20 protein-coding genes are annotated in these 22173 nt (G+C 68.7%); 12 read left to right on the forward strand and 8 right to left on the reverse strand.

Annotation, left to right across the window (positions count from 1 at the left end; all coding sequences use genetic code 11):
* Window positions 1–1074 carry a saccharopine dehydrogenase NADP-binding domain-containing protein gene (locus AC0662_RS30045; RefSeq protein WP_478304830.1) on the forward strand — a complete coding sequence of 358 codons (1074 nt, stop codon included), beginning with the start codon at window positions 1–3 and terminating at the stop codon, window positions 1072–1074.
* A gap of 24 nt (window positions 1075–1098) precedes the next feature.
* A complete protein-coding gene (locus tag AC0662_RS30050) occupies window positions 1099–1473 on the forward strand; it encodes a DUF427 domain-containing protein (protein WP_478304832.1) in 375 nt (124 codons plus the stop codon).
* Here the strand turns inward: AC0662_RS30050 and AC0662_RS30055 are convergent.
* Complete coding sequence (locus tag AC0662_RS30055; RefSeq protein ID WP_478304835.1) at window positions 1463–2236, reverse strand: alpha/beta fold hydrolase; 774 nt, start codon at window positions 2234–2236, stop codon at window positions 1463–1465. The genes AC0662_RS30050 and AC0662_RS30055 overlap by 11 nt on opposite strands.
* A 108-nt stretch (window positions 2237–2344) precedes the next feature.
* Here AC0662_RS30055 and AC0662_RS30060 point away from each other — a divergent pair, with 108 nt between their 5' ends.
* The 4 genes from AC0662_RS30060 to AC0662_RS30075 all read left to right on the forward strand — a co-directional run bounded on the left by AC0662_RS30060 (window position 2345) and on the right by AC0662_RS30075 (window position 7642).
* Complete coding sequence (locus AC0662_RS30060) at window positions 2345–3127, forward strand: GNAT family N-acetyltransferase (RefSeq protein ID WP_478304837.1); 783 nt, start codon at window positions 2345–2347, stop codon at window positions 3125–3127.
* Complete coding sequence (locus tag AC0662_RS30065; protein ID WP_478304839.1) at window positions 3124–3660, forward strand: zeta toxin family protein; 537 nt, start codon at window positions 3124–3126, stop codon at window positions 3658–3660. The genes AC0662_RS30060 and AC0662_RS30065 overlap by 4 nt, the downstream gene beginning before the upstream one ends.
* Entirely contained in the window at window positions 3657–5939 is a 2283-nt protein-coding gene (locus tag AC0662_RS30070; RefSeq protein WP_478304841.1) for a helicase-associated domain-containing protein, read from the forward strand. Before AC0662_RS30065 ends, AC0662_RS30070 begins: the two co-directional genes overlap by 4 nt.
* Before the next feature lie 62 nt (window positions 5940–6001).
* Window positions 6002–7642, forward strand: coding sequence for a DNA repair helicase XPB (locus tag AC0662_RS30075; protein WP_452196829.1), 1641 nt, complete (start codon window positions 6002–6004; stop codon window positions 7640–7642).
* Window positions 7643–7751: 109 nt separating this feature from the next.
* Here the strand turns inward: AC0662_RS30075 and AC0662_RS30080 are convergent, their stop codons facing one another.
* The 4 genes from AC0662_RS30080 to AC0662_RS30095 form a co-directional block, all read right to left on the reverse strand.
* Complete coding sequence (locus AC0662_RS30080) at window positions 7752–8612, reverse strand: DUF559 domain-containing protein (RefSeq protein ID WP_452196828.1); 861 nt, start codon at window positions 8610–8612, stop codon at window positions 7752–7754.
* Between the two features lie 153 nt (window positions 8613–8765).
* The gene (locus AC0662_RS30085) at window positions 8766–9476 is read right to left on the reverse strand and encodes a FadR/GntR family transcriptional regulator (protein WP_452196827.1); all 711 of its coding nucleotides are present in this window, start codon (window positions 9474–9476) and stop codon (window positions 8766–8768) included.
* Window positions 9477–9502: 26 nt separating this feature from the next.
* On the reverse strand, window positions 9503–10450 hold the full coding sequence (locus AC0662_RS30090; protein ID WP_452196826.1) for a dihydrodipicolinate synthase family protein: 948 nt from the start codon (window positions 10448–10450) through the stop codon (window positions 9503–9505).
* Between the two features lie 14 nt (window positions 10451–10464).
* Window positions 10465–11529, reverse strand: coding sequence for a sialidase family protein (locus tag AC0662_RS30095; RefSeq protein WP_478304844.1), 1065 nt, complete (start codon window positions 11527–11529; stop codon window positions 10465–10467).
* A gap of 48 nt (window positions 11530–11577) precedes the next feature.
* On the opposite strand from AC0662_RS30095, the gene AC0662_RS30100 reads away from it, so the two are divergent.
* The 5 genes from AC0662_RS30100 to AC0662_RS30120 all read left to right on the forward strand — a co-directional run bounded on the left by AC0662_RS30100 (window position 11578) and on the right by AC0662_RS30120 (window position 18008).
* Window positions 11578–13200 (forward strand): extracellular solute-binding protein, encoded by a 1623-nt coding sequence (locus AC0662_RS30100; RefSeq protein ID WP_478304846.1) that lies wholly within the window; start codon window positions 11578–11580, stop codon window positions 13198–13200.
* The gene (locus tag AC0662_RS30105; RefSeq protein WP_478304848.1) at window positions 13200–14144 is read left to right on the forward strand and encodes an ABC transporter permease subunit; all 945 of its coding nucleotides are present in this window, start codon (window positions 13200–13202) and stop codon (window positions 14142–14144) included. The genes AC0662_RS30100 and AC0662_RS30105 overlap by 1 nt, the downstream gene beginning before the upstream one ends.
* Window positions 14141–15028 (forward strand): carbohydrate ABC transporter permease, encoded by an 888-nt coding sequence (locus tag AC0662_RS30110; RefSeq protein ID WP_452196822.1) that lies wholly within the window; start codon window positions 14141–14143, stop codon window positions 15026–15028. Before AC0662_RS30105 ends, AC0662_RS30110 begins: the two co-directional genes overlap by 4 nt.
* Window positions 15029–15158: 130 nt before the next feature.
* Complete coding sequence (locus AC0662_RS30115; RefSeq protein WP_452196821.1) at window positions 15159–15947, forward strand: phosphatase PAP2 family protein; 789 nt, start codon at window positions 15159–15161, stop codon at window positions 15945–15947.
* 45 nt (window positions 15948–15992) lie between these two features.
* The gene (locus AC0662_RS30120; RefSeq protein WP_452196820.1) at window positions 15993–18008 is read left to right on the forward strand and encodes a HelD family protein; all 2016 of its coding nucleotides are present in this window, start codon (window positions 15993–15995) and stop codon (window positions 18006–18008) included.
* Here the strand turns inward: AC0662_RS30120 and AC0662_RS30125 are convergent.
* From AC0662_RS30125 to AC0662_RS30135, 3 genes are read right to left on the reverse strand one after another with little or no spacing between them, the layout of a single operon-like run.
* Complete coding sequence (locus tag AC0662_RS30125) at window positions 17994–19409, reverse strand: hypothetical protein (protein ID WP_478304852.1); 1416 nt, start codon at window positions 19407–19409, stop codon at window positions 17994–17996. The genes AC0662_RS30120 and AC0662_RS30125 overlap by 15 nt on opposite strands.
* Window positions 19406–20416, reverse strand: coding sequence for a hypothetical protein (locus AC0662_RS30130; RefSeq protein WP_478304854.1), 1011 nt, complete (start codon window positions 20414–20416; stop codon window positions 19406–19408). The genes AC0662_RS30125 and AC0662_RS30130 overlap by 4 nt, the downstream gene beginning before the upstream one ends.
* A gap of 31 nt (window positions 20417–20447) precedes the next feature.
* On the reverse strand, window positions 20448–21638 hold the full coding sequence (locus tag AC0662_RS30135; RefSeq protein ID WP_478304856.1) for an MFS transporter: 1191 nt from the start codon (window positions 21636–21638) through the stop codon (window positions 20448–20450).
* A gap of 190 nt (window positions 21639–21828) precedes the next feature.
* Here AC0662_RS30135 and AC0662_RS30140 point away from each other — a divergent pair, with 190 nt between their 5' ends.
* A complete protein-coding gene (locus AC0662_RS30140) occupies window positions 21829–22140 on the forward strand; it encodes an ArsR/SmtB family transcription factor (RefSeq protein ID WP_452196816.1) in 312 nt (103 codons plus the stop codon).
* Window positions 22141–22173: the final 33 nt, after the last annotated feature.

A 22173-nucleotide genomic window follows, 5' to 3' on the forward strand; every position in this document is an offset into this window, starting at 1 on the left:
ATGGCCATCTGGATTCTTGGCGCCACCGGGCGGACCGGACGCGAGATCGCCGCCCAGGTCGCGGCCCGAGGAGGTACGCCGGTGCTCGTCGGGCGGAATGCCGAGCGGCTGCGCAAGACCGCCGCGGAGGTAGGGCTGGGCGACGCCGAGGTGATCGAGACTGCGGACGCGGCGGCCGAGATCGCGCGGCGCCGGCCGGCCGTCGTGGTGAACACGATCGGTGGGTACGCCGAGACCGCCGTACCGATCGCGCGGGCCTGTCTGCCGGGCGGGCATTACGTTGACCTGGCCAACGATCTGGTCGCGATGCCGCGGTTGCTCGCACTGCACGACGAGGCCGTGGCGGCGGGCAGCACGTTCGTGACCGGCGCCGGGTTCGGGGTGCTCGGGACCGAGGCGGTGGTCGCGCTGTTGTGTGCGGATCGGGCGACGCCTCGCGACGTACGGGTGGATGCGTTGCCGTCGGTCGCGATCGAGGGCGGGCAGCTGGGCGAGGCGCTGGCGCAGTCGATCGTGTCGGGGCTGACTACGGGCGGACTGCGGTACGAGGACGGTCGGCGGGTCCCGACGCGACTGGCGGCCGTCCCGCGGGTACATGCGCTGCCCGACGGGCAGACGGCCAAGTCCGCCGGCGCTCCGACGGGCGAGCTGTTGGCGGCGCAGCTCGCGAGTGGTGCACCGAACGTCGTGGCGACGTCCGGACTGGTTCCGTCGGCGCCTGCGGTGCGGGCGATCCTGCCAGTGGCAGGTGCGCTGTTGAGGATCCCGGCGTTGCGACGGTTCGCCGTACGGCGGATGGCGGCGGCCGAGTTCAAGCCGGCTCCGCGACCGCGCGAGCACTCGTGGGGTCATGCGGTCGTGACGTGGCCGGACGGTACGACGCGGGAGGCGTGGCTGCGGACCGGGGACGCGATGGAGTTCACCGCGAACGCCACCGCGGAGACAGCAGTCCGACTGGCTCGCGGCGACGGCCGGCCCGGCGCGTACACCCCGGCCGGTGCCCTAGGCGCCGAGCTCGCGGAAGCCGCGGGGGCAACGTTCGTCACCAGTCACCAACATCCGGGAATGGGATGAGAGGTGGCTGGGTTGTCAGCAGTTATGGCGGAGAAGACTGTGAAGATCCCCGGGCCGGACCATCCGATCACCGTGGGAAAGAACCCGGACCGCGTGGTCGTGAAGGTCGGCGAGCGGGTCGTCGCGGACACCCGCGACGCGCTGTCGCTGCAGGAGGCGAGCTATCCGGCGGTGCAGTACATCCCGCGCAAGGACGTCGACTTCACGCAGCTCGAGCGCACCGAGCGCCACACCTACTGCCCGTACAAGGGCGACGCGTCGTACTACAACGTCCTCCCCGCCGGGGCGGACGGGGCGAACGCGGTCTGGACCTACGAGGCGCCGTACGACGCAGTCGCAGACATCCGCGACCACGTCGCCTTCTACCCGGACAAGGTGTCGATCGAGATCATCGCCTGAGAAAGTCAGCCACCACAGGGGCGAGCACCTCGGGGGCGACCGCGTGGTGCTGGTCCTTGAGTTCGGTGAGGGCGGCGTTCGGGAGGATCGAGACGATGCGATGCGCCGCGTCGATCATGAACGGCGCCGTCGCGGTGCCGGCCAGGACGAGCGTCTCGGGCTTGACCGTGCGGAGCAGCTCGACCGGCGTACCCGTGCCGTTCAGGCCGTGCCCCATGACGGCGAAGTCGTAGGCGAGCGTCGGCGCGAGATCGGCCAGACCGGGAGTGGCCGCCCACTGCAGCGCCTGGGGTTTCGGCATGCCCGTCATCATCAGGAACAGCTCGACCGCCTCCAGGTTGCGCCCCTCCCGGATCCGTTCGAGCACCTCGTCCCCACCGTCCGACGGGTCGACGTCGTCCGGTCCGTACGGCGGCTCGTGCAGCACGACCTTCGTGAACGGCAGTCCGGTGCTTGCCGCGATCGCCGCGAGCCCGGCGCCGGACGAGTGCCCGTAGATGGCCGCCATACCGCCGAGGGCCGTGACCAGGGCGGCGATGTCCTCCACCTCGCGCTGCACGCCGTACGGCGTGCAGCGCGAGGTGGAGTCACCGCGGCCGCGCCGGTCGTAGGTGACCACGTCGTACTCGCTCGCCAGCTCGTCGGCGAGCGGCCGGAACGACTGCCGGTCGCACAGCGCCCCGCCCACCAGGATCACCGGCTGTCCGCTGCCCAGGCGGTCGTAGGCGATCGTCGTACCGTCCGCGGACGTCACGTTCTGCATCTGTTGCTCCTCGGTCGTGTTAGCTGACACGTGGTACGTCGGAGCCGTTCGGCGCGTCTCGACATATCCACTGGCGTCGACCCGGTCCGGATGGTTCACTGCCTCGCGATGATCAGCACAGTCGATGAGTACCTTCACAGCGTCCCTCTGTCCGGCGCGTTTCCCGAACAGGTCGGTCCGTTCACGCTGTTCCGTAGTACGACCGTCTGGCCGTACTACGCCCGCCCAGTACCCGGATCCGGCGCGACCATCGAGCCGAGTGACATCGAGCTGGTGCGGGCGCGGTGTGCCGAGCTGGAGATCCCGCTGAGCTTCGAGTGGGTCGTGGAGACCTGTCCGTCGCTGGGACCGGCTGCTGCCGCCGCAGGTCTGTCTGTGGTCGAGCACCCGCTGCTCGTGCTGCAGCGAGATGACTTCCGGCCTGCCCTGGCTGACGCGCGCTGCGAGATCCTGTCCGCTGACGAGGTCATGGTCCGGGAGGCGCGTGCGGTCGCCGGCCTCGCGTTCGGTGAGCCCGGCACGGCGGTCGGCACTGCTGGACCCACTGAGCGCGAAGTAGCAGCCGCAGCGGTACCGGACGACGTCGTAGCGACGCTGAGAGACCGGGTACTACAGGGCGTGGCAGTCACCGCCGGCGCGTTCACCGAGCAGGGCATGGTGGCCAGTGGGACCCACCAGCCGGTCAACTCGACCTCTGAGATCGTCGGCGTCGGCACACTGCCGTCCATGCGCCGTCGCGGCCTGGCAGCCGCAGTGACCTCCACACTGGTCGAGCACGCGCTCGCCAACGGAGTGGAGCTGGTGCTGCTGTCCGCGGAGTCCGACGCCGTCGCAGCCGTCTACGAGCGTGTCGGCTTCCATCGGATCGGGAGCGCCGGGGCAGCCGAGTGACCGGTACGCCGGCGACGCGACTCGTCGTACTGCGGGGGAACTCGGGCTCCGGCAAGTCGACGACCGCGAAGGCGCTGCGGGAACGACTCGGCCGCGGTACGGCGTGGGTAGAGCAGGACCACCTCCGGCGGATCCTGCTCCGCGAGCGCGACGTCCCCGGCGGGGTGAACATCGGGCTGATCGACACAACCGTCCGCTACGCCCTCGACCACGGGTACGACGTGGTGCTCGAGGGCATCCTGGACCACGGGCGGTACGGCGACATGCTGCGGCGGCTGACCGCCGACCATCGCGGGACGACGCTGCACTACTACTTCGACATCCCGTTCACGGAGACCGTCGTACGGCACGGGACGCGGGTGATGCCCGGGGTGGATCCGGACATGATGCCGGACTGGTACCGGGAGCACGACGTCCTGGACCGGATCGAGCAGACCGTGATCGGCCCGGACAGTCCGCTGGAAGAAACCCTGGGCCGGATCCTGACCGACCTTGGGGTGCAGACCGCCGGGGCCGTACCTTTGGAAGGATGAGCACCGCCGATCCGACCCGCCCCCGTACCCTCGCTGAGGCCTTGCGGACGTGGGACGACGCCGCGCTCGGCGAGCTGCTCCGGCGGCGGCCCGACCTGGCGCTGCCGATTCCCGCGGACACCGGCCAACTCGCCGCGCGGGCGACCAGCAACGCGTCCGCGGCGCGCGCGATCAACCGGCTGGACGAGTTCGGCGTGGACCTGCTCGAGTCGCTGTCCGCACTGCCCGAGCCGGTCGATCTGGAGACGTTGGCGCGCGGCGTCGACCAGCCGGAGGAGGTGGTCCGGCCGCGGGTCGACGAGCTGCTGGACCTCGCTCTGGTGTGGGGAGCCGCGGACGACCTCCGCCCGATCCGTGCGGTGCACGAACTGCTCGGACCGACGCCGGCTGGACTCGGTCCGGTGACCACGCGGCACTTCGGTGATCTGGACAAGCTGATCGAGCAGGCCGGCCCGGATGCGCGGGCAGTGCTGGACAAGCTGACCTGGGGCCCGCCGACCGGCTCGGTCGAGAAGGCGGAGCGTCCGGTGACGATCGCCTCGGCCCGTACTCCCGTGGAGCGGTTGCTCGCGCGCGGTCTCGTCGTACCCAAGGATCCGAACACCGTGGTGCTGCCGCGGCAGATCGGGCTGCATCTGCGGGGCGGGCGGGTACTGGCGTCGACTCGGCCGGTGCCGCCGCCGTTGGACGGGAAGAAGGTGTCGGCGACGATCGCCGACCGGGCGGCTGCTGGTGCGGCGTTGGACCTGGTGCGGCTGGTTGACCGAGCTCTCGAGCAGCTGGGGACCGAGCCGCCGCCGGTGCTGCGTACTGGTGGGCTTGGCGTCCGTGAGCTCCGCAGTCTGGCCGGGAAGATCGGCGCGGAGGAGCAGACCGCCGCAGCAGTGCTGGAGATGGCGTACGCCGCTGGTCTGGTTGCTGCCGTCGAAGTCGGCACCAGTGAGCTGTGGCTGCCGACCAGTGCGTACGACGACTGGCTGGAGCTGGACCTGGCGCACCGGTGGGCTCAGCTCGTCGTTGCGTGGTTCAACGGACTCAGGGCGATCGGACTGATCGGCCGACGGGACAGCGGCGGCGGTACGGCGGCTGCTCGGGAGCGGCTGATCAACGCGCTGGCGCCGGACCTGGAGCGGTTGCTGGCACCGGAGATCCGGGTGCTGACGCTGCAGGCGCTGGCCGAAGCAGGTGCGGGTACTGCGCCGGCTCCGGAGACCGTGGTGACCTGGGTGGCGTGGCATCGGCCGCGGCGCGGTGGGCAGTTCCGGGACGACCTGGTTCAGTGGAGCGTGACCGAGGCCGCGCTGCTCGGGCTGACCGGACTGGGCTCGATGGCGAAGCACGCACAGCCGTTGCTGGGTGCGGAGCCGACCGTTGACGAGTTGGCCGAGGCAATCAGCCCGTTGATGCCGGAGCCGGTGTCCGAGGTGCTGTTGCAGGCTGACCTCACCGCGATTGCTCCTGGACCGTTGGTGCGTGCCGTGCAGGACGAGCTGTCCACGATGGCGGATGTCGAGTCCGACGGTGGCGCTGGCGTCTACCGGTTCAGTGACAGCTCGGTGCGGCGTGCGTTCGATCTCGGGCGGACCGCGGCGCAGTTGCACAGCTGGCTGGCGGAGCACTCGCGCACTCCGGTGCCGCAGCCGCTGGCGTACCTGATCGACGACGTTGCACGGCGCCACGGCGTACTGCGGCTCGGGACCGCCTCGACGTACCTGCGGTGTGATGACGAGAACGTGCTGACCCAACTGCTGAACTCGAACATGCCCGGTGTGCGGTTCCGGCGGTTGGCGCCGACCGTGGTCGTGTCGCCGTCCCCACCGGACATGGTCCTGAGCCGGCTGCGCGACGCCGGGCTGGCGCCGCTCGCCGAGACCTTCGACGGTGCGCTGCACGTGACCGGCGCGCCGCGACGTGGCGAGGCACCGCGGCGCCGTACCAGCCGGGACTTCAACGAGAGCGCGTTCGACCTGACCGACGACCAGGTGAAGGCAGTCATCGAGAAGGTCCGCGCCGGCGACCGCATCGCCGCCGAACGCCCCGACGACCAGGGCCTCGTCGAACCCGCCGCCCCCGCCGAAACCATCGCCGTCCTCACCAACGCCGCCGAGGCCCACACCCGCACCTGGATCGCGTACGTCGACCACAACGGCCACTCCTCCGAACGCATCGTCGAACCAGTCCGAGTAGCCGACGGCTGGCTAACCGCCTACGACGACACCACCGACGCCCCCCGCACCTACGCCCTCCACCGAATCTCCACAGCCCGCCCCGTCGACTAGGTCAGCCGCTTACTTGCAGCACCAGGCACAATGGAGGGTCGGGGCGAGGTTAGGAGCTGCGGGTGACAGACGGTCCACTGATCGTGCAGTCGGACAAGACGTTGTTGTTGGAGACCGCGCATGCGGACGCGAACGACTGCCGGAAGGCGATTGCGCCGTTTGCGGAGTTGGAGCGGGCGCCGGAGCATGTGCACACCTACCGGCTGACGCCGCTGGGCCTGTGGAACGCGCGCGCGGCCGGGCACGACGCGGAGCAGGTGATCGACGTACTGCTGCGCTACAGCCGCTACCCGGTCCCGCACTCGCTGCTCGTCGACATCGCCGAGACCCTGGATCGGTACGGGCGTCTGCGGCTCGAGAAGCATCCGGAGCACGGGCTGGTGCTCGTGACGACCGACCGGCCGGTGCTGGAAGAGGTGCTGCGCAGCAACAAGGTGAAGCCGATGCTGGGCGCGCGGCTCGACGACGACACCGTCCTGGTGCACCCGTCGGAGCGCGGTCACCTCAAGCAGACCCTGCTGAAGCTCGGCTGGCCCGCCGAGGACCTGGCCGGGTACGTCGACGGCGAGGCGCACCAGATCGACCTGGTAACTGACGGCTGGGAGCTACGCCCGTACCAGGAGCAGGCGACCGACTCGTTCTGGCACGGCGGCTCCGGGGTCGTCGTACTCCCCTGTGGTGCCGGCAAGACGATCGTCGGCGCGGCCGCGATGGCACAGGCCTCCGCGACCACGCTGATCCTGGTCACCAACACGGTGTCCGCGCGGCAGTGGAAGGACGAGCTGCTGCGCCGCACCACGCTGACCGAGGAGGAGATCGGCGAGTACTCCGGTGCGCGCAAGGAGATCCGGCCGGTCACGATCGCGACGTACCAGGTGATGACGACGCGGCGGAAGGGTGTCTACACGCACCTGGAGCTGTTCGACGCCCGCGACTGGGGCCTGATCGTGTACGACGAGGTGCACCTGCTGCCCGCGCCGATCTTCCGGATGACCGCCGACCTGCAGACCCGCCGCCGGCTCGGTCTGACGGCGACGCTGGTCCGCGAGGACGGTCGCGAGGGTGACGTGTTCTCGCTGATCGGCCCGAAGCGGTACGACGCGCCGTGGAAGGACATCGAGGCGCAGGGCTGGATCGCGCCCGCGGACTGCATCGAGGTGCGGGTCGACCTGGAGCAGACCGAGCGGTTCGTGTACGCGACGGCCGAGCCCGAGGACCGCTACCGCCTGGCCGCGTCCACGCCGGCGAAGTCCCGGCTGGTACGACGGATCGCCGACCATCACGCCGGTGAGCCGCTGCTCGTGATCGGTCAGTACATCGACCAGCTGGACGAGCTCGGCGAACGGCTGGAGTGCCCGGTGATCAAGGGCGAGACCACGGTCCGCGAACGCCAGCGCCTGTTCGACGCGTTCCGCCACGGCGAGATCACCCGGCTGGTGGTCAGCAAGGTCGCCAACTTCTCCATCGACCTGCCCGAGGCGTCGGTCGCGATCCAGGTCTCCGGCACCTTCGGCTCCCGCCAGGAAGAGGCCCAGCGCCTCGGCCGCGTCCTCCGCCCCAAGGGCGACGGCCGCACCGCCCGTTTCTACTCGATCGTCGCCCGAGACACCATCGACGCCGAGTTCGCCGCCCACCGCCAACGCTTCCTAGCCGAACAGGGCTACGCCTACACAATCGTGGACGCAGAGAACCTCTTCGCCTGAGGGATCGGCGGCTCGACAGGACGTGTCAGCTCGGTCGGCCCATCGTCACGCTCAACCGACCGAGCGCCGCGCCGCAGTGGGCGTATACGTACTGTCGAGCTGCCGGACTTCACCCGACGAGCCGCTGCGCGAGGGCCGCGCGGACGGTGGCAACAACCCAGGCCGGATCACCGATGATCTGCTCGTAGGTGAACCGGAGAACCAGCCAGCCCGCGGTGTTGAGCTCGTCGTACCGGTAGCAGTCGGCGGCGAAGTCCCGGCGCGAACCGTGGAACTCGAACCCCTCGGCCTCCAACGCCAACCGGGCGACCCGATGTCCGAGGTCGACTCGGGCATAGAACCCGTCGTGCGACACCAGGACCTGTGGCTCGAAGCCCTCGACGCCCGCGCTGATCAGGAGCGCCCGAAGGATCGACTCCAGAAAGCTGCCGGCCAACGGTGTGGCAGCGGTCGCGACCTGCCGAGCGTTCGGGCAACCGGCACCCCGCATCGCAGATACCTCGGACAGTAGTTCCTCGGGAAGCAGGTGCCGGGTGGCGAGAGCAGCGTCGGCGACGGCCAGTGCCTCGGCGAACGGAAGCAAGCGCGAACAGTCGGCGACAGTACGGGACAAGGAAGTGATGCGGGCCTTTCGCTCGGTCGAACTGACTTCGGCCCAATGCATCACAGCAGGTGGGCCTGGTCGCGGACGGCGATGCGGCGGCAGGATCAGGTGTGGCTTCTCAGGTGCTGACAGCAAGGGAAGGCCGGAGGCCGCTGCCGCACTCATGTGCGAGAGGACACCGTCGTAAGCCAGTACCGCGACAGTTTCGGCCGGGAGGCCGGGAAGTCCGTAGATCCCCAGTGCGATCCGCTGGACGTCGCCGCGCGCGACGGCCTTCGCCACGGCGTGCCGGGTGACCAGGCCGGCCAAGTCGGAGGCGGTGGCCCAGCCGCCCCGGCGCAGCAGGATCTGATCGACCGATTCCATCCCGGGATGGTGCCTGAAAACGCCAGTTCACCGGTTTGGTTCATCCACAGGCGGCAGCTCGACAGGAGGTGTCCCTCCCAATCACTCATCTTCACGCTCAGCTGCCGCGCCGCGAGGCCGCAGTGGGCGTATACGTACTGTCGAGCTGCAGAGCTACGAGTCCAGGCGGGTGTGGATTCCGTTGAAGTGGGACTTCATGGAGTGGGCGTAGGTGTCGGGGTTGCCGGAGGTTAGGGCTTGGAGGAGGTCTCGGTGCCAGGCGGCGGCGTCGGAGGGGGTGTAGCGGGCGCCGGGGAGGCGGGCGTCGACCTGGGCGAACGTGCGCCAGAAGACTGACAGCAGGTCGATGACCAGGGCGTTGCCCAGGGGTTCGTAGAGCGCTTGGTGGAAGGCCCAGTCCTCGTCGGGGAAGTACTTGCCCTCGGCGGCCTTGGCTTCCATGCGTTCGACGATGGGCTCGAGCGTGTCGTAGCCGTGCTGTTTGAAGTGCTCGACCACATCGTCCGCCAGCCCGACCTCGATGGCCTGGCGGACCTCCAGGACGTTCTGTACGTCGCGGAGGTCGCCGGCCATCGACTGGGACATGCGGAACGCGAGACCGTCCTCGAGCGACTGCAGGTTCACCGCGCCGACGTACGTGCCGTACCCGTGCCGGATCTCGATGATGCCGACCGCCTGCAGCGCCTTCATCGCCTCGCGCAGCGGGTGCCGCCCGACGCCGAGCTGCGCCATCAGGTCCTGCTCGTTGGGCAGCGGGTCACCTGCCTTCAACCCGCGTTCCAGGATGTACGACTTGATCGCATCCCGGATAAAGGACTGATTCCCCGCCGCACCACGTGCCCGGCTGAGCCCACCCGTTGTCACTGCCGGCCTCCCTTGGTCAGGATCGCTCAGTGTAATCCGGCCCGGTCCAGTAGCGGTCGGACCGCGGCGATCTCCGTCTCACTCAAAGGAATACACGGGTACGCCGTGATCGGGCAGGCGATCACGCCGAGCAGGTACAACCCCGCCTTGAACGCACCCAGTGCGGACGAGCTGGCGCCCATTCGCGACCGGTCCGCCACGTTGATGATGTCGAACAGCCTGAACAGCCGATCCTGCTCCGCCCGTGCCGCTGCCGCGTCGCCGGCAACAGCTGCCGTGAACAACCGCACGTACCCGGCCGGGTCCACGTTCCCAAGACCAGGTACGACGCCGTCGACGCCGAACGCCAAAGAGGAGTCGACCGTCACCTCCGAGCCGGTCATCAGGGTGAACCCCTCCAGCCCGGCCTCACGTCGCGACAGCACCAGCTCGCGCAACGAGGTGTCCTGACCACTGGAGTCCTTCACGCCCGCGATGACCCCCTGCTCGCCGAGCGAGATCATCAGCGAGGCGGGCAGCTTCGTGCCGGCCCGCGGCGGAATGTCGTACGCGTAGATCGGCGTGTCACCAGCCAGCGAGTGCAGGCGCACGAAATGGCGTTCGATCTCGGCAGGGTGGGTGGCCGCATAGAACGGGGCAGTGGCGACCAGCCCGTCCACACCGGCCTTCAGAGCGGCGGACACGTGCGCAGCCACCCGATTGGTCGACGTGTCGATGACGCCGGCCAGCACCGGTACCTGCCCGGCCACCTCCGCGACAGTGGTCTCCAGCACGACCTGCCGCTGCTCGTCGGTCAGGAACGTGCCCTCCCCGGAGGTGCCGAGCACGAACACCCCGTTGACACCCCCGGTCAGCTGGTACTGGATCAGCCGCGCCAGCGATGCGGTGTCGACGTCGTACTCGGGCGTGAGCGGAGTGACGAGCGGCGGTACGACGCCAGTCAAACGGGCGGATTCACGGGCGGACGCGGTCAAGGGGTCTCCCAACCTCAGAGGGCGAATGTGGCAAAACGCAGGGTCGCGAAGGAGGACGTCTCACCGGCCTCGTAGAAGATGCCGACCGAGCCGTCGGGCAGCAGCGTCAGATCGGAGTACCCGGCCATGGCTTCGTGCACGACCAGAGCGGGCTTCCAGGACGCACCGGAGTCCGAGCTCACGAAGATGGTCAGCTCGCGCCGGCTGGACGGGTTGACCGGAGTGGACAGCAGAAGGCGCCCGTCCGGCAGGCACAGCACGCTGCCTTGGATACCGGGCGCGGTGATCTCGGGAATCCCGGCGTACGGCGCGTCGAGGGTCTGACCGCCGTCGGACGACCAGGCGTGCACGCGGGCCGGTCCGGTGCCCTGGTGGTTGCGGGCGTTGAAGTAGAGGCGTCCGTCGGGCAGCTCGGCCACGGTGGTCTCGTTGGCGTTGATCTCGGCGCCGTCATTGCGGTCCACGAAGCCGACCGACCAGGAAACGCCACCGTCGTCGCTGTAGATGCAGTGCCCACCGTTCAGCCGGATCAGGTCCTCCACGGGCTCCGCCGGCACAAACGAGTGATTGGCCGGTACGACGAGACGCCCGGAGCGCAGCGTGATGCCGTGACACGGGCCAGTGGCATACCAGCCCCAGTTCGCCTGCTTCACCTGCGCTGTGATCTCCGTAGTTGCGCTCCAGGTCGCACCGTCGTCCGACGAACGCTGGACGAACACGCGCCTGCCGTCGACCGGATCGGTCCCACGGGCCAGCGACATCTCGACCGCGTGCGCGCCGTTCTCCACGGTGATCAGCACGAAGTCACCGCTGGCCGGGTCGAACAGCGGCACCGGGTTCCCACAGGTCTTGCCGGCCGCGGCGGACACCACCTGCAGCGGCAGCCACGTCCGCCCGCCGTCGAGTGAGCGCCGCAGGACGACCTCGATCTCGCCCGCGTCGCCGGCGCCGTGCAGCCGGCCCTCGCAGAAGGCGAGCACCAGGTCTCCCCGCGCCAGGACCGAGGGGATGCGGAAGGTGTGGTAGTCGCTGCCGCCGGATTCGAAGACGGTTTCCAGCGCGCCGACTCTTGAAGACATAGGACGTACTATGTCATGGTGTGGCCCTCCGATGGAAGGTGAGGCCTCATGCCGGTCAGCAGAAGAACATTCCTCGGCGGCGGTCTGGCCGCCGCCGCTGTCGCGGTCACGGGTACGCCGCTGCTGGCGGGGTGCGCGTCGGACAAGAAGAACACCGCGGCCGCCAACGCGGCGGTGAAGCTGCCGACGTACACGAAGTACGGCGAGATCAAGCCGGACCTGCCCGGCACCGACGTGGTGCTGGACGGGTTCCTGAAGTACCCGGCGAACCCGGTGAAGGCGATCACCGAGGTGCCCGGCGACGGCAAGCCGATCACGTTCATGACGAACATCCCCGGCGCCATCCCGCCCGCCGTCGACAAGAACCAGTTCTGGCAGGAACTGAACAAGCGCCTCGGCTCCGAGCTGCAGATCAGCATGGCGTCGAACGACGAGTACAAGGACAAGTTCGCGACCCGGATCGCGGGCGGCGACCTGCCGGACATCCTGAACATCCCGCCGGACACGCCGCAGATCCCGGGCCTGGTGAAGTCCAAGTGCCTGGACCTGACCGAGCACCTGTCCGGCGACGCGGTGCAGAAGTACCCGTTCCTGGCGAACCTCCCGGCCGAGTTCTGGAAGGGCTGCGTCTTCAACGGCGCGATCTACGGCGTGCCGGTACCGCGCGGCATGTCCCGTACGTCGCTCGCGCTGTACCGCGAGGACCTGCTCGCGGCGAAGGGCATCAAGGACCCGGCACCGAAGAACTTCCAGGAGTTCTTCGACCTGGCGAAGGAGATGACCGCCGCCAAGCAGAACAAGTGGGCCTGGACGCGGGTGCCGATGTCGACGATCCGGATGATGCTCGGGATCCCGAACGTCTGGAAGTCCGACGGCGGCAAGTTCACCTCGATGTACGAGCACGAGGCGCAGCAGCAGGCCCTCGAGGCCGGCCGCAAGATGGTCGCCGCCGGCGTGGTGAACCCGGACGCCTTCAACGACAAGGCGAGCGCCCGCAAGCAGTGGTTCAACGGTGGCACCGCCGCGTTCGACTACGACAGCTTCGTGGCCTGGAACCAGTACTACGCCGACAACACCGCCGGTGACGCGTTCGCGGTGAACATGCTCGACGTACCGGGTTTCGACGGCGGTGACGGTGCGCCGTGGATGGGTGCGGCGCTGAACAACGTCACGGCGTTCAACAAGGACACCAAGCACTCGCCCGAGACGCTGCTGAAGATCGCGAACTGGATGGCCGCGCCGTTCGGCACCGAGGAGTACATGTTCCGCAAGTACGGCGTCGCGGGCCGGCACTACACGTTGCAGGGCACGGACCCGATCCCGTCGAAGGTCGGCACCGTGGAGACCGGCATCGGCCTGCAGTACATCAGTGACTCGACACTGGCGCTGTACTGGGCCGGCAAGCCGGACGTCCCGCAGAAGCAGCACGCGATCCAGAAGAAGGTCGCCGAGCGGCTCGTGTACGACGCGTCGTACGGGCTGTACTCCGACACGGCGTCGAAGAAGCAGGCGCAGCTCAAGAAGACGCTGGACGACCTGGAGAACCAGATCGTGCAGGGCAAGAAGCCGGTGTCGGACTGGGCGGCCGCGGTACAGACCTGGAAGTCGTCCGGTGGCGACAAGATCCGCGCCGAACTCGAGCAGGCGCACGCCGACACGGCAGGGAAGTAATGCTGCAACGTTCCTCGAAGCGTCCGCAGCAGCAGCTGAGCCTCGGCCGGCGGCTGCTGCGGGACCGCGTACTGCTGCTGTTCGCCCTGCCGGGCGTCGCGCTGATCATCGTGTTCCACTACGTGCCGTTGCTCGGCAACGTGATCGCGTTCAAGGACTACCAGCCGTTCCTCGGGATCGGCGGCAGCGACTGGTCGGGCTGGGAGAACTTCGGTGTCATCTTCAACGGCGATCCGGCGTTCCTGCGGGCGTTGAAGAACACGCTGATCCTCACCAGCCTGCAGTCGGTCTTCGTGTTCCCGGCGCCGATCCTGCTCGCGCTGCTGCTGAACTCGTTGTTCTCCGAACGGATCAAACGGATCGCGCAGAGCATCCTGTACCTGCCGCACTTCATGTCCTGGGTGATCGTGGTCGCGCTGTTCCAGCAGATGCTCGGTGGCAGCGGCCTGCTGAACAACTACCTGCGCTCCCACGACCTGTCGACGGTCAGCATCATCGGGAACTCCGAACTGTTCCACGTGCTGCTGACGTCCCAGATCATCTGGAAGGACACCGGATGGGCGACCATCCTGTTCCTCGCCGCGCTGTCCCAGATCGACTCGCAGCTGTACGAGGCGGCGAGCGTGGACGGCGCGAGCCGGATGCGGCAGCTCTGGCATGTCACGCTGCCCGGGCTGCGCGGGATCATCATCCTGCTGTTCATCCTGCGGCTCGGTGACTCACTGACCGTCGGGTTCGAGCAGATCGTCCTGCAGCAGCAGGCGGTCGGCAGAGACGTCAGCGAAGTACTGGACACCTACGTCTACAACAACGGCGTCCTCGGCGGGGCCTGGGGCGTGGCGGCCGCGGTGGGTCTGGTGAAGGGCGTCGTCGGCGTGATCCTCGTCCTGACCGCGAACAAGGTCGCCCACATCTTCGGCGAGCAAGGGGTGTACCAGCGATGAGCAGGAAGATCGTCCAAGGTGTCCCGATGCCGGGCTGGCCAATGCGGGTCTTCAAGGGCTTCGTACTGCTGGTCTTCTGCGCGGTCGTGATCGTCCCGTTCGTCGGGGTGATCTCGACCAGCGTGGCGCCGAACAAGCAGATCAACGAGTCCGGTGGGCTGGTGCTGTTCCCGAAGGCGGTCAGCTTTGCGGCGTACGAGTCGCTGTTCGCCGGTGGCGTGGTGACGCGGGCACTGTTCGTCAGCATCTTCGTCACGATCGTCGGCACGCTGCTCAGCCTGACGGTGTCGTGTCTGCTGGCCTACGCGTTGTCGCGGCCCACGTTCTCCGCCGGGCGGCCGATCCTGCTGGTCGTGTTGTTCAGCATGCTGTTCTCGCCCGGCATCATCCCGCTCTACCTGACGGTCAAGGGCGCCGGCCTCCTGGACAGCATCTGGGCACTGATCGTCCCGACGATGATCAGCGCGTTCAACGTCGTCGTTCTGCGGGCGTTCTTCATGAACCTGCCCACCGAGATCACGGAGAGCGCCCGGATCGACGGCGCCGGTGAGTTGAAGACGTTCTCGTACATCGTGCTGCCGCTGTCGAAGGCGGTGCTGTCGGTGATCGGCCTGTTCTACGCGGTGGCCTACTGGAACGCGTTCTTCTCCGCACTGCTCTACCTCAACGACTCCAAGCTCTGGCCGCTGCAGTTGGTACTGCGGACCTACGTCATCAACGACACGCAACTCGGCAGCGCTGAGCTCGGCACCGAGCTACTGCCACCGCAGGCGTCCATCCAGATGGCCATCCTGGTCGTTTCGATCGTTCCGATCCTGCTGATCTATCCGTTCCTGCAAAGGCATTTCGCGAAGGGCGTGCTGACCGGCGCCGTGAAGGGTTAGGCCGCGCGTCACGCCCTCGTCGCGGTCGGTTCGCGGTCGGGTCACAACGAGTCGACCGGGGGTTGCCCAGGGCAACGTCAGGGTTGCGCCTGGGCAAACCCTGCCGGAACTGCGAGTACCGTCGAACGGTATGGGGATACAGGCGCTGGAGCGGGTGGGGAACGGCGGGGAAGACCAGCAACGAGGGGTCCAGGTTTTCTGGAGGGTGGTACGGGAAGCGGTCCTGCTGGCCACCTTGTTCCTGGTCTACAGCGCAGGCCGGCAGATCGCGGCCCGACATACCGGGCCGGCGTTCGACCATGCCCACCAGCTGTTGTCGTTCCAGAGCTGGCTGCATCTGCCGAACGAGGCGTCGATCCAGCACTGGGCGCTGCAGTTCCCGCACCTGATCGAGGGTGCGAACCTCTACTACGCGAGTGTGCACGCGCCGCTGACGGCCGCCGTACTGCTGTGGCTGAGCATCTGGCGGCCGAAGGCGTACGCGCACGTGCGCTGGACGCTGGTGTCGCTCACCGGGCTGGCCCTGATCGGTCACATCGCGTACCCGCTCGCGCCGCCGCGGATGATGCCGGGTTTCGTCGACACCGGCCTGAGGTTCGGCCAGTCCGTGTACGGCCCGGACCACTCCGGCGGTCCGGTGAACCAGTTCGCCGCGATGCCGAGCCTGCACGTCGGGTGGGCGGCGCTGATCGCGTTGTCGATGATCCTTATCACCCGGTCGCACTGGCGGTGGCTGTGGCTGCTGCACCCGATCATCACGTTCAGCGTGGTCGTGGTGACCGCCAATCACTACTGGCTGGACGGGATCGTCGCACTGGTCCTGCTGGCGGCCAGTCTGCCGTTCCTGCTCCGGCAGGGACTGCACGCCGACAGGCCGCAGCCGCGTAATTCGGTTCCACCGCGCAGGGTGCTCAAGTAACGTAGCCAGGCTTCCCCCACCCCCCGTGCTGCTGGAGGTTCAGTCATGCCCCCCGATACGTCCGACACCCTCCAGGCCGAGAAGGACTACCTGAAGAGCTCCCGGGCCGCGCTGGCGGTGATGCGGGAGAAGACCGGCGCGCTGGAGATCCACAGTGCGGACCGGGTCAACCAGGAGTACCTGCAGGCCGCCATCTTCCGGCGGATGAAGGAGCTCGAGGACGACCCGGACGTGCCGCTGTTCTTCGGGAGGCTGGACTACCTGGAGCCGACCGACGAGACGTTCCACATCGGCCGTCGGCACGTGAACGACGAGCTCGGCGAGCCGCTGGTGGTGGACTGGAGGGCCGACATTTCGGTGCCGTTCTACCGGGCCAGCAAGACCGAGCCGATGGGTGTCGGAGTACGGCGGCGGTTCGGCTTCACGCACGGTGAGATGACCGCGTTCGAGGACGAGGACCTCACCGCGAGCGGGGCGGCCGAACAGCACAGCGACATCCTGGACGCCGAGATCGAGCGGCCGCGGTCCGGCCCGATGCGCGACATCGTGGCCACCATCCAGCCGGAGCAGGACGTGATCGTCCGGGCCGGCGTCGACGACACCATCTGCGTGCAGGGAGCGCCCGGGACCGGGAAGACCGCTGTCGGTCTGCACAGGGCGGCGTACCTGCTCTATGCGTACCGGGACCAGCTCAGCCGGGCCGGCGTGCTCGTCGTGGGACCGAACGCGAGCTTCCTGCGGTACATCGGGGACGTCCTGCCGGCACTGGGTGAGATCGAGGCGAAGCAGACGACGGTCGAGGAGCTGGTCGGCCGGGTGAAGATCGCCGGGCCGGGGCCCGCGCCGGTCGACGTACTCAAGGGCGACGCCCGGATGGCCGAGGTACTGCACCGGGCCGTGTGGGCGCACATCAAGCTCCCCGAGGAGGCGCTGGTGGTGCCTCGCGGGGCGCACCGGTGGCGCGTCGCGACGTACCAGGCCGAGGAGCTCGTCACCGAGCTGCGCAACCGCGGCATCCGGTACGGCGCCGGTCGGGCGATGCTGCCGCAGCGCCTGGCCCACGCGGTGCTGCTGCGGATGGAGGCGGCGGGCGACTCCCCCGACGACCGCGTACAGGACTCGGTGGCGCGCAGCCGCCCGGTGAAGCAGTACGCCGACGCACTCTGGCCGGCCGTCGACCCTGCGAAGCTGCTCTTCCAGCTCTTCACCGACGCGGAGCGCCTGGCCGAGCACGCCGACGGCATCCTCACCGCGGACGAGCAGGCGATGCTGATCTGGGACAAGGTGCCCAGATCAGCCGGTGCGGCCAAGTGGTCGGTCGCCGACGCCACTCTGATCGACGAGATCGCCGATCTGGTCGACCGTACGCCGTCACTCGGCCACGTCGTCCTGGACGAGGCACAGGACCTGTCCGCGATGCAGCTGCGCGCCGTCGGCCGCCGCTGCTCGACCGGCTCGATGACTGTGCTCGGTGACATCGCGCAGGGCACCACGCCGTGGGCCACGCCGTCGTGGGACGACGCACTGAAGCACCTGGGGAAGACCGGAGCCCACACCGAGGAGCTGACCGCCGGCTTCCGCGTCCCTGGTCAGGTGATCGAGTACGCCGCCCGCCTCCTCCCGACTATCGCTCCGCACCTCAAGCCACCCACAGCGGTACGGCGAGCGCGCGGTGAGCTCACCATCTCTCGCGTACCGGACAGCCTCGCCGCCGCAACGGCTGCTGTTCGGGAGGTGTCGGCGCGCCCCGGCTCGATCGGTCTGATCGTCCCGGACGCACTGGTGACCGCGACCCGGAAGACCTTGCAGGACGAGGGCATCCCGTTCTCGGTGCTCGGTGACGAGGACGACGTGGACGCACACCTGGACGTCGTACCGGCGTCTCTGGCCAAGGGTCTCGAGTTCGACCATGTGGTGCTGGTGGAGCCGGCCGGCATCGTGGCCGGTGAGGCGGACGAGCGGACCGGACTCCGGCGGCTCTACGTCTGCCTGACGCGTGCCGTCACCTCACTGGTCGTTCTGCACGACGAAGACCTGCCGGTGGTACTAGAAGCCGCGTGACCCACCGGACCGGCGCGACGAGCGCCGGGACGAGCCGCCTCCGCTGGAGCGGGTCCGCGACGACCAGGAGCTGCGCCGGTTCGACCCGCCGTACCAGCTGCTGTCGCTGTCGCCGGAGCCGCTGCTCGACGCGGCCGCCATGTCGCCGATGGTGCTCCCAACGTTCGAGCCGAACCGCCGGAAGCGGCCGCCCGGACGACGGGAACGCCAGCGGGACCGCATCTGCTCACCACGGCGCTTGAAGTCGTTGTCCGGGAACCACCAGGCACTGCCGTCACCACGGGACCAGTAGCCGTCGACGTAGGCAGCGAGGTCCTCGCCGTGTTCCCAGTACGGCGACGAGATCTGCCACCCCTTCACCATCCGGATCTGGGGCTGCTCACCGGCCTCGTCCCGTTGCTTGCAGGCCGCACAGACGTCGACTGCGCGGGCGGCTCCGTCCTTGGGCTTCCATTCGATCTGGTCCGTACTGGGCCCGTGCCGCGGGTCGAAGAAGCAGGGCGCCGTCGGCTCGGGGATCGGCTTGCCCGCGCGGACGGCCTCCAGGCAGACCATCCCGTACCGGGCTGATCCGAGCAGGGTCGTGACCGCCTCGACGTCCTCGTCGCCGTTGGCCTCGTCCAGCCGGTGACGCGCTTTCTCGACGGTGTCGAGCACGTCCTTCGACAGCTTGGACTGCTGCGGATCCGAAACTGTCGGCAGCGCGGAGACCTGCTGCGAGAGCGCGATGATCTCCTCGTTCAGCAGCGGCTTGGTGACGTTGAGGTGGGCCTTCTCGTCGCGACGCCGTTCCCTGCGCGCACCGAGCCCGGTCACGGCACACCAGAGTCCGATCACACCGGCCGCACCGCCTGCGAACGGCGCGGCGTCGACGTAGAACGGCTTGTCGACGACCTGCGCGCGTTCAATGAACTGCTTGAGCATCGGCTCGTAGTTCGGTGCGCAGCAGTCGACCGCCTGGTCCACCGCGTCGCCCACGTAGTACGTCGGCCCGTGGTCGGCCCGCTGCACGGCGTGGAAGCCGCGCCCGTCGGACTCCGACTCCGCGTCGACCAGGACGGCGTACACACCCTCGACGCCGACCCGGTCGTACAGCTGGTCGGCGATCTCCTCGCCCTCCCAGGCGAGCTCGACGTAGTACTTGTTGTCGGAGGTGTTGATCTTGGACGCCGGGATGACCGCGATCCGGATCGGCGCAGCTGCGCTCTTCGCCGCGGCATTGAGCTCGGCGATCTCGGTCGAGCTCAGCTCCGTGACCCCCGGATCGACGTACACGCCGGGGTCGCCGAGGTGGCTGGCGACGGTGTTCATGTACGCGGCAGGGTCCGTGGCCGCGTGTGCGGGCAATGCGGGCAGGACCCACAGTCCGATGACGGCGAGTGCGGCGAGCAGGCGTTTCATCGTGCTCCTCCCGAGAGCCGATCGCGGCAGGGACCGCAGACCGGGATCTCCCGGGCCCGCCCGCCAGGTGGCGTGTACATCCAGTCCGTCACGGACATCCCGTGTGCCGGGTCGAAGAAGCAGGCGGCGCGGCGGGCCGGTGCGGGCGTGCCGGCGATCTTCGCCTGCGCGCACGCCAGCCGCCAGCGCCCGTACTCGACCGTGGCCCGGACTGCGCGCAGCGTGTCGTCGTCGGGGTCACCGTCGACCACGCGGCCGGCGTCGGCGTACGCGTCCATCGCCGCTTGCACGTCCGCTGCAGTGTCCACGCCGTCCAGACGCACGTCCGCCGCATCCAGTTCCTCACCGAACCGCGTCACGTCCTCCCGAGCCGCCGCCCGCCGCTCGTCGACCGTGTCCACCTCATCGGGCAGCACGTCGTACGACGGCCGGTACAGCGCGGGTCCGCTGTCCTTAGGCGGACGCGACCGCCACCACCGCAGTCCGAGCCCACCGGCCACCAGAAGCACCAGCACGATCACCAGCGGCCACAGCCAACCAGGTGCTCCCTTGGAAGCCTTCGGTACGTCGAGTTGGTCCAGCACCCCGTTCAACGTGCCCACCGGATCGGAGCGACTGTGCTTGTCCAACTCGTCGTTGAGGATCTCCGCGATCGGAGTGTCGACCCCCACCGCGCTCCCCCAGCTGATCGCCCCGCCGAACACCACCAGGTAGATGCCGTCCGCCTTCTGAGCGTCCACCAGCTTGTCGACGTACTTGTGAGCCGCCGTGCTGTTGTCAGCACTGCCGTCGTTGAGTACGGCGGCGGGCACGACCGCGATGCGAATCGCCGGGTCGTGCCCGTTCACCCGTTCAGCCAGCTCGGTGGCGTCCTTGTCCGAGACCAGGGACCGCTGCGTCGGGTCGACGTACACCGGTGAGGTCTTCCACCCGTCGACCACCGCGGTGGGGTCGCTGGAGCCCGTCAGAGTCGAGGCGAGCAACAGCACACCGGCAAGCAGACGCATGGGCAGAAGCCTGCCCTACGGCTGGTCCGTCCTAGTCGGCGACCGCTGTGACGTAGATGTCCTCGTCACGCTCGAGCTCCTCGACCTTCTGGAGGGAGGAGTCCCGCCAGAGGAGATAGACCAGGCCAACCACGACCAGCGAGAGCGCGGAGGCCAGCACCGGGAGGTAGCCGACGCCGAAGGCCTGGATGACCAGTCCGCCCACCACAGCCGACAGTCCGGCACCCAGGTAGATCGCGGAGGCGTTGAGCGAGATCAGCAGACCGCCGCCGAGCTCCAGCAGCAGATTCTGGATCGGAGGGTTGAAGGCCCAGGTCAGCATGCCCCACACCACCAGAGCGATACCGGCACCGACCTCGGTCGTCAGCGTCACGTCGAGGGTCGCGAGGACCGCGGTAATCCCGATCATCAGGACGACCAGGGTGCGCAGGCTGCCGAAACGGTCCGTGATCCGCCCACCGAGGAAGTTGCCGATGACAGCGCCCACGCCGTACAGCAGAAGGAGCAGGCCGGTGACGCTGCCGGTCAGGCCGGCGGTGTGCTTCAGCAGCGGGACGATGTAGATGTACACGCTGAACGCCGCGAGCACAGCCAGAACGGTGATCGCCAGGATGATCTGCACCCGCCGGTCGGTCACACCGGCGAAGCGTTCACGCAGGCTGACCACTGGGGGCGCCTCGACCTTCGGGAGCGCCGCACGCTCTGCGATGGCGACCAGTACGGCGACAGCGGTGATGAGCGCGAACACGCCCTTGTAACCGAGTGACGGGCCTAGCAGCGTGCCGGCCGGGACTCCGAGGACCAGTGCGAACGTCAAGCCGCCGAACACGATGGCGACGGCCCTGCCGCGTTCCTCGGGTGGCATCAGGCTGGTGGCGAACAGCGTGGCGGCCGGGGTGTACACGGCTGCGCCGAACGCGGCCACGACGCGACCGGCGATCAGGATCGGGTAGTTGTCGGCCAGCGCGGCGATCAGGTTGCCGAGCGCGGCCAGGACCAGTGCGGCGATCAGCAGCGTACGGCGCTCCCACCGGCCGGTCAGCGTCGACAGGATCGGCGCACCGATCGCGTACGACAGCGAGAACGCGGTGGCGAGCTGGCCCGCGGCGGTCAGCGAGACGTGCAGCTCGGAGCTGACGTCGGGGAGCACGCCGGACACGACGTACGCGCTGGTGCCGACCGCGAACGCGCCGGCGCCCAGGAGGTAGATCCGTGCGGACATCGAAGACCTTCCGGAGACGGGATCAGTAGTTCGACGATCATCGTACTACGAAGATCATCGAAGTTCGACAGGCGTCGTACTATGGATTCATGGCTCTACTAATGCCACGCCTCCGGCGCGGCGGGTCCCGGGGCTTCGACTCCCGGCCTTCCCTCGTCGCTCCGCTCCTCAGTCCAGGCCGGGAGGCCCCGTGACCAGCAAAGTCCTTCCGCAGCCGGAGCGGGCCGAGATCCGCGTCGAGGCGGTGCTGCAGGCCTTGGGCGAGCCGGTCCGGCTGACCATCGTCCGGGCGCTCGCCGACCAGCCGGCGGGAGTCTGCTGCGGCGAGATCGAGCTGCCGGTGACCGCGTCCACCCGGGCCCACCACCTGAAGATCCTGCGCGAGGCGGGCGTGCTGTCCACGCACACCGACGGCACCCGGCGGATCAGCATCCTGCGCCGCGACGACCTCGAGGCGCTCTACCCCGGCCTGCTCACCGGAGTGCTGTCGGCGAAGCAGTAACCAACCGCAAGGTGGCGTTGGGGTGATCGTGGG

It is taken from the genome of Kribbella sp. NPDC043289, assembly GCF_056436705.1.

What these genes read in the sequence shown, in the direction of transcription:
- AC0662_RS30045 (WP_478304830.1), top strand. Translation starts at nt 1, where the DNA reads ATGGCCATCTGGATTCTTGGCGCCACCGGGCGGACCGGACGCGAGATC.
- AC0662_RS30050 (WP_478304832.1), top strand. Translation starts at nt 1,099, where the DNA reads ATGGCGGAGAAGACTGTGAAGATCCCCGGGCCGGACCATCCGATCACC.
- AC0662_RS30055 (WP_478304835.1), bottom strand. Translation starts at nt 2,236, where the DNA reads ATGCAGAACGTGACGTCCGCGGACGGTACGACGATCGCCTACGACCGC.
- AC0662_RS30060 (WP_478304837.1), top strand. Translation starts at nt 2,345, where the DNA reads ATGATCAGCACAGTCGATGAGTACCTTCACAGCGTCCCTCTGTCCGGC.
- AC0662_RS30070 (WP_478304841.1), top strand. Translation starts at nt 3,657, where the DNA reads ATGAGCACCGCCGATCCGACCCGCCCCCGTACCCTCGCTGAGGCCTTG.
- AC0662_RS30080 (WP_452196828.1), bottom strand. Translation starts at nt 8,612, where the DNA reads ATGGAATCGGTCGATCAGATCCTGCTGCGCCGGGGCGGCTGGGCCACC.
- AC0662_RS30095 (WP_478304844.1), bottom strand. Translation starts at nt 11,529, where the DNA reads ATGTCTTCAAGAGTCGGCGCGCTGGAAACCGTCTTCGAATCCGGCGGC.
- AC0662_RS30100 (WP_478304846.1), top strand. Translation starts at nt 11,578, where the DNA reads ATGCCGGTCAGCAGAAGAACATTCCTCGGCGGCGGTCTGGCCGCCGCC.
- AC0662_RS30105 (WP_478304848.1), top strand. Translation starts at nt 13,200, where the DNA reads ATGCTGCAACGTTCCTCGAAGCGTCCGCAGCAGCAGCTGAGCCTCGGC.
- AC0662_RS30110 (WP_452196822.1), top strand. Translation starts at nt 14,141, where the DNA reads ATGAGCAGGAAGATCGTCCAAGGTGTCCCGATGCCGGGCTGGCCAATG.
- AC0662_RS30115 (WP_452196821.1), top strand. Translation starts at nt 15,159, where the DNA reads ATGGGGATACAGGCGCTGGAGCGGGTGGGGAACGGCGGGGAAGACCAG.
- AC0662_RS30120 (WP_452196820.1), top strand. Translation starts at nt 15,993, where the DNA reads ATGCCCCCCGATACGTCCGACACCCTCCAGGCCGAGAAGGACTACCTG.
- AC0662_RS30125 (WP_478304852.1), bottom strand. Translation starts at nt 19,409, where the DNA reads ATGAAACGCCTGCTCGCCGCACTCGCCGTCATCGGACTGTGGGTCCTG.
- AC0662_RS30130 (WP_478304854.1), bottom strand. Translation starts at nt 20,416, where the DNA reads ATGCGTCTGCTTGCCGGTGTGCTGTTGCTCGCCTCGACTCTGACGGGC.
- AC0662_RS30135 (WP_478304856.1), bottom strand. Translation starts at nt 21,638, where the DNA reads ATGTCCGCACGGATCTACCTCCTGGGCGCCGGCGCGTTCGCGGTCGGC.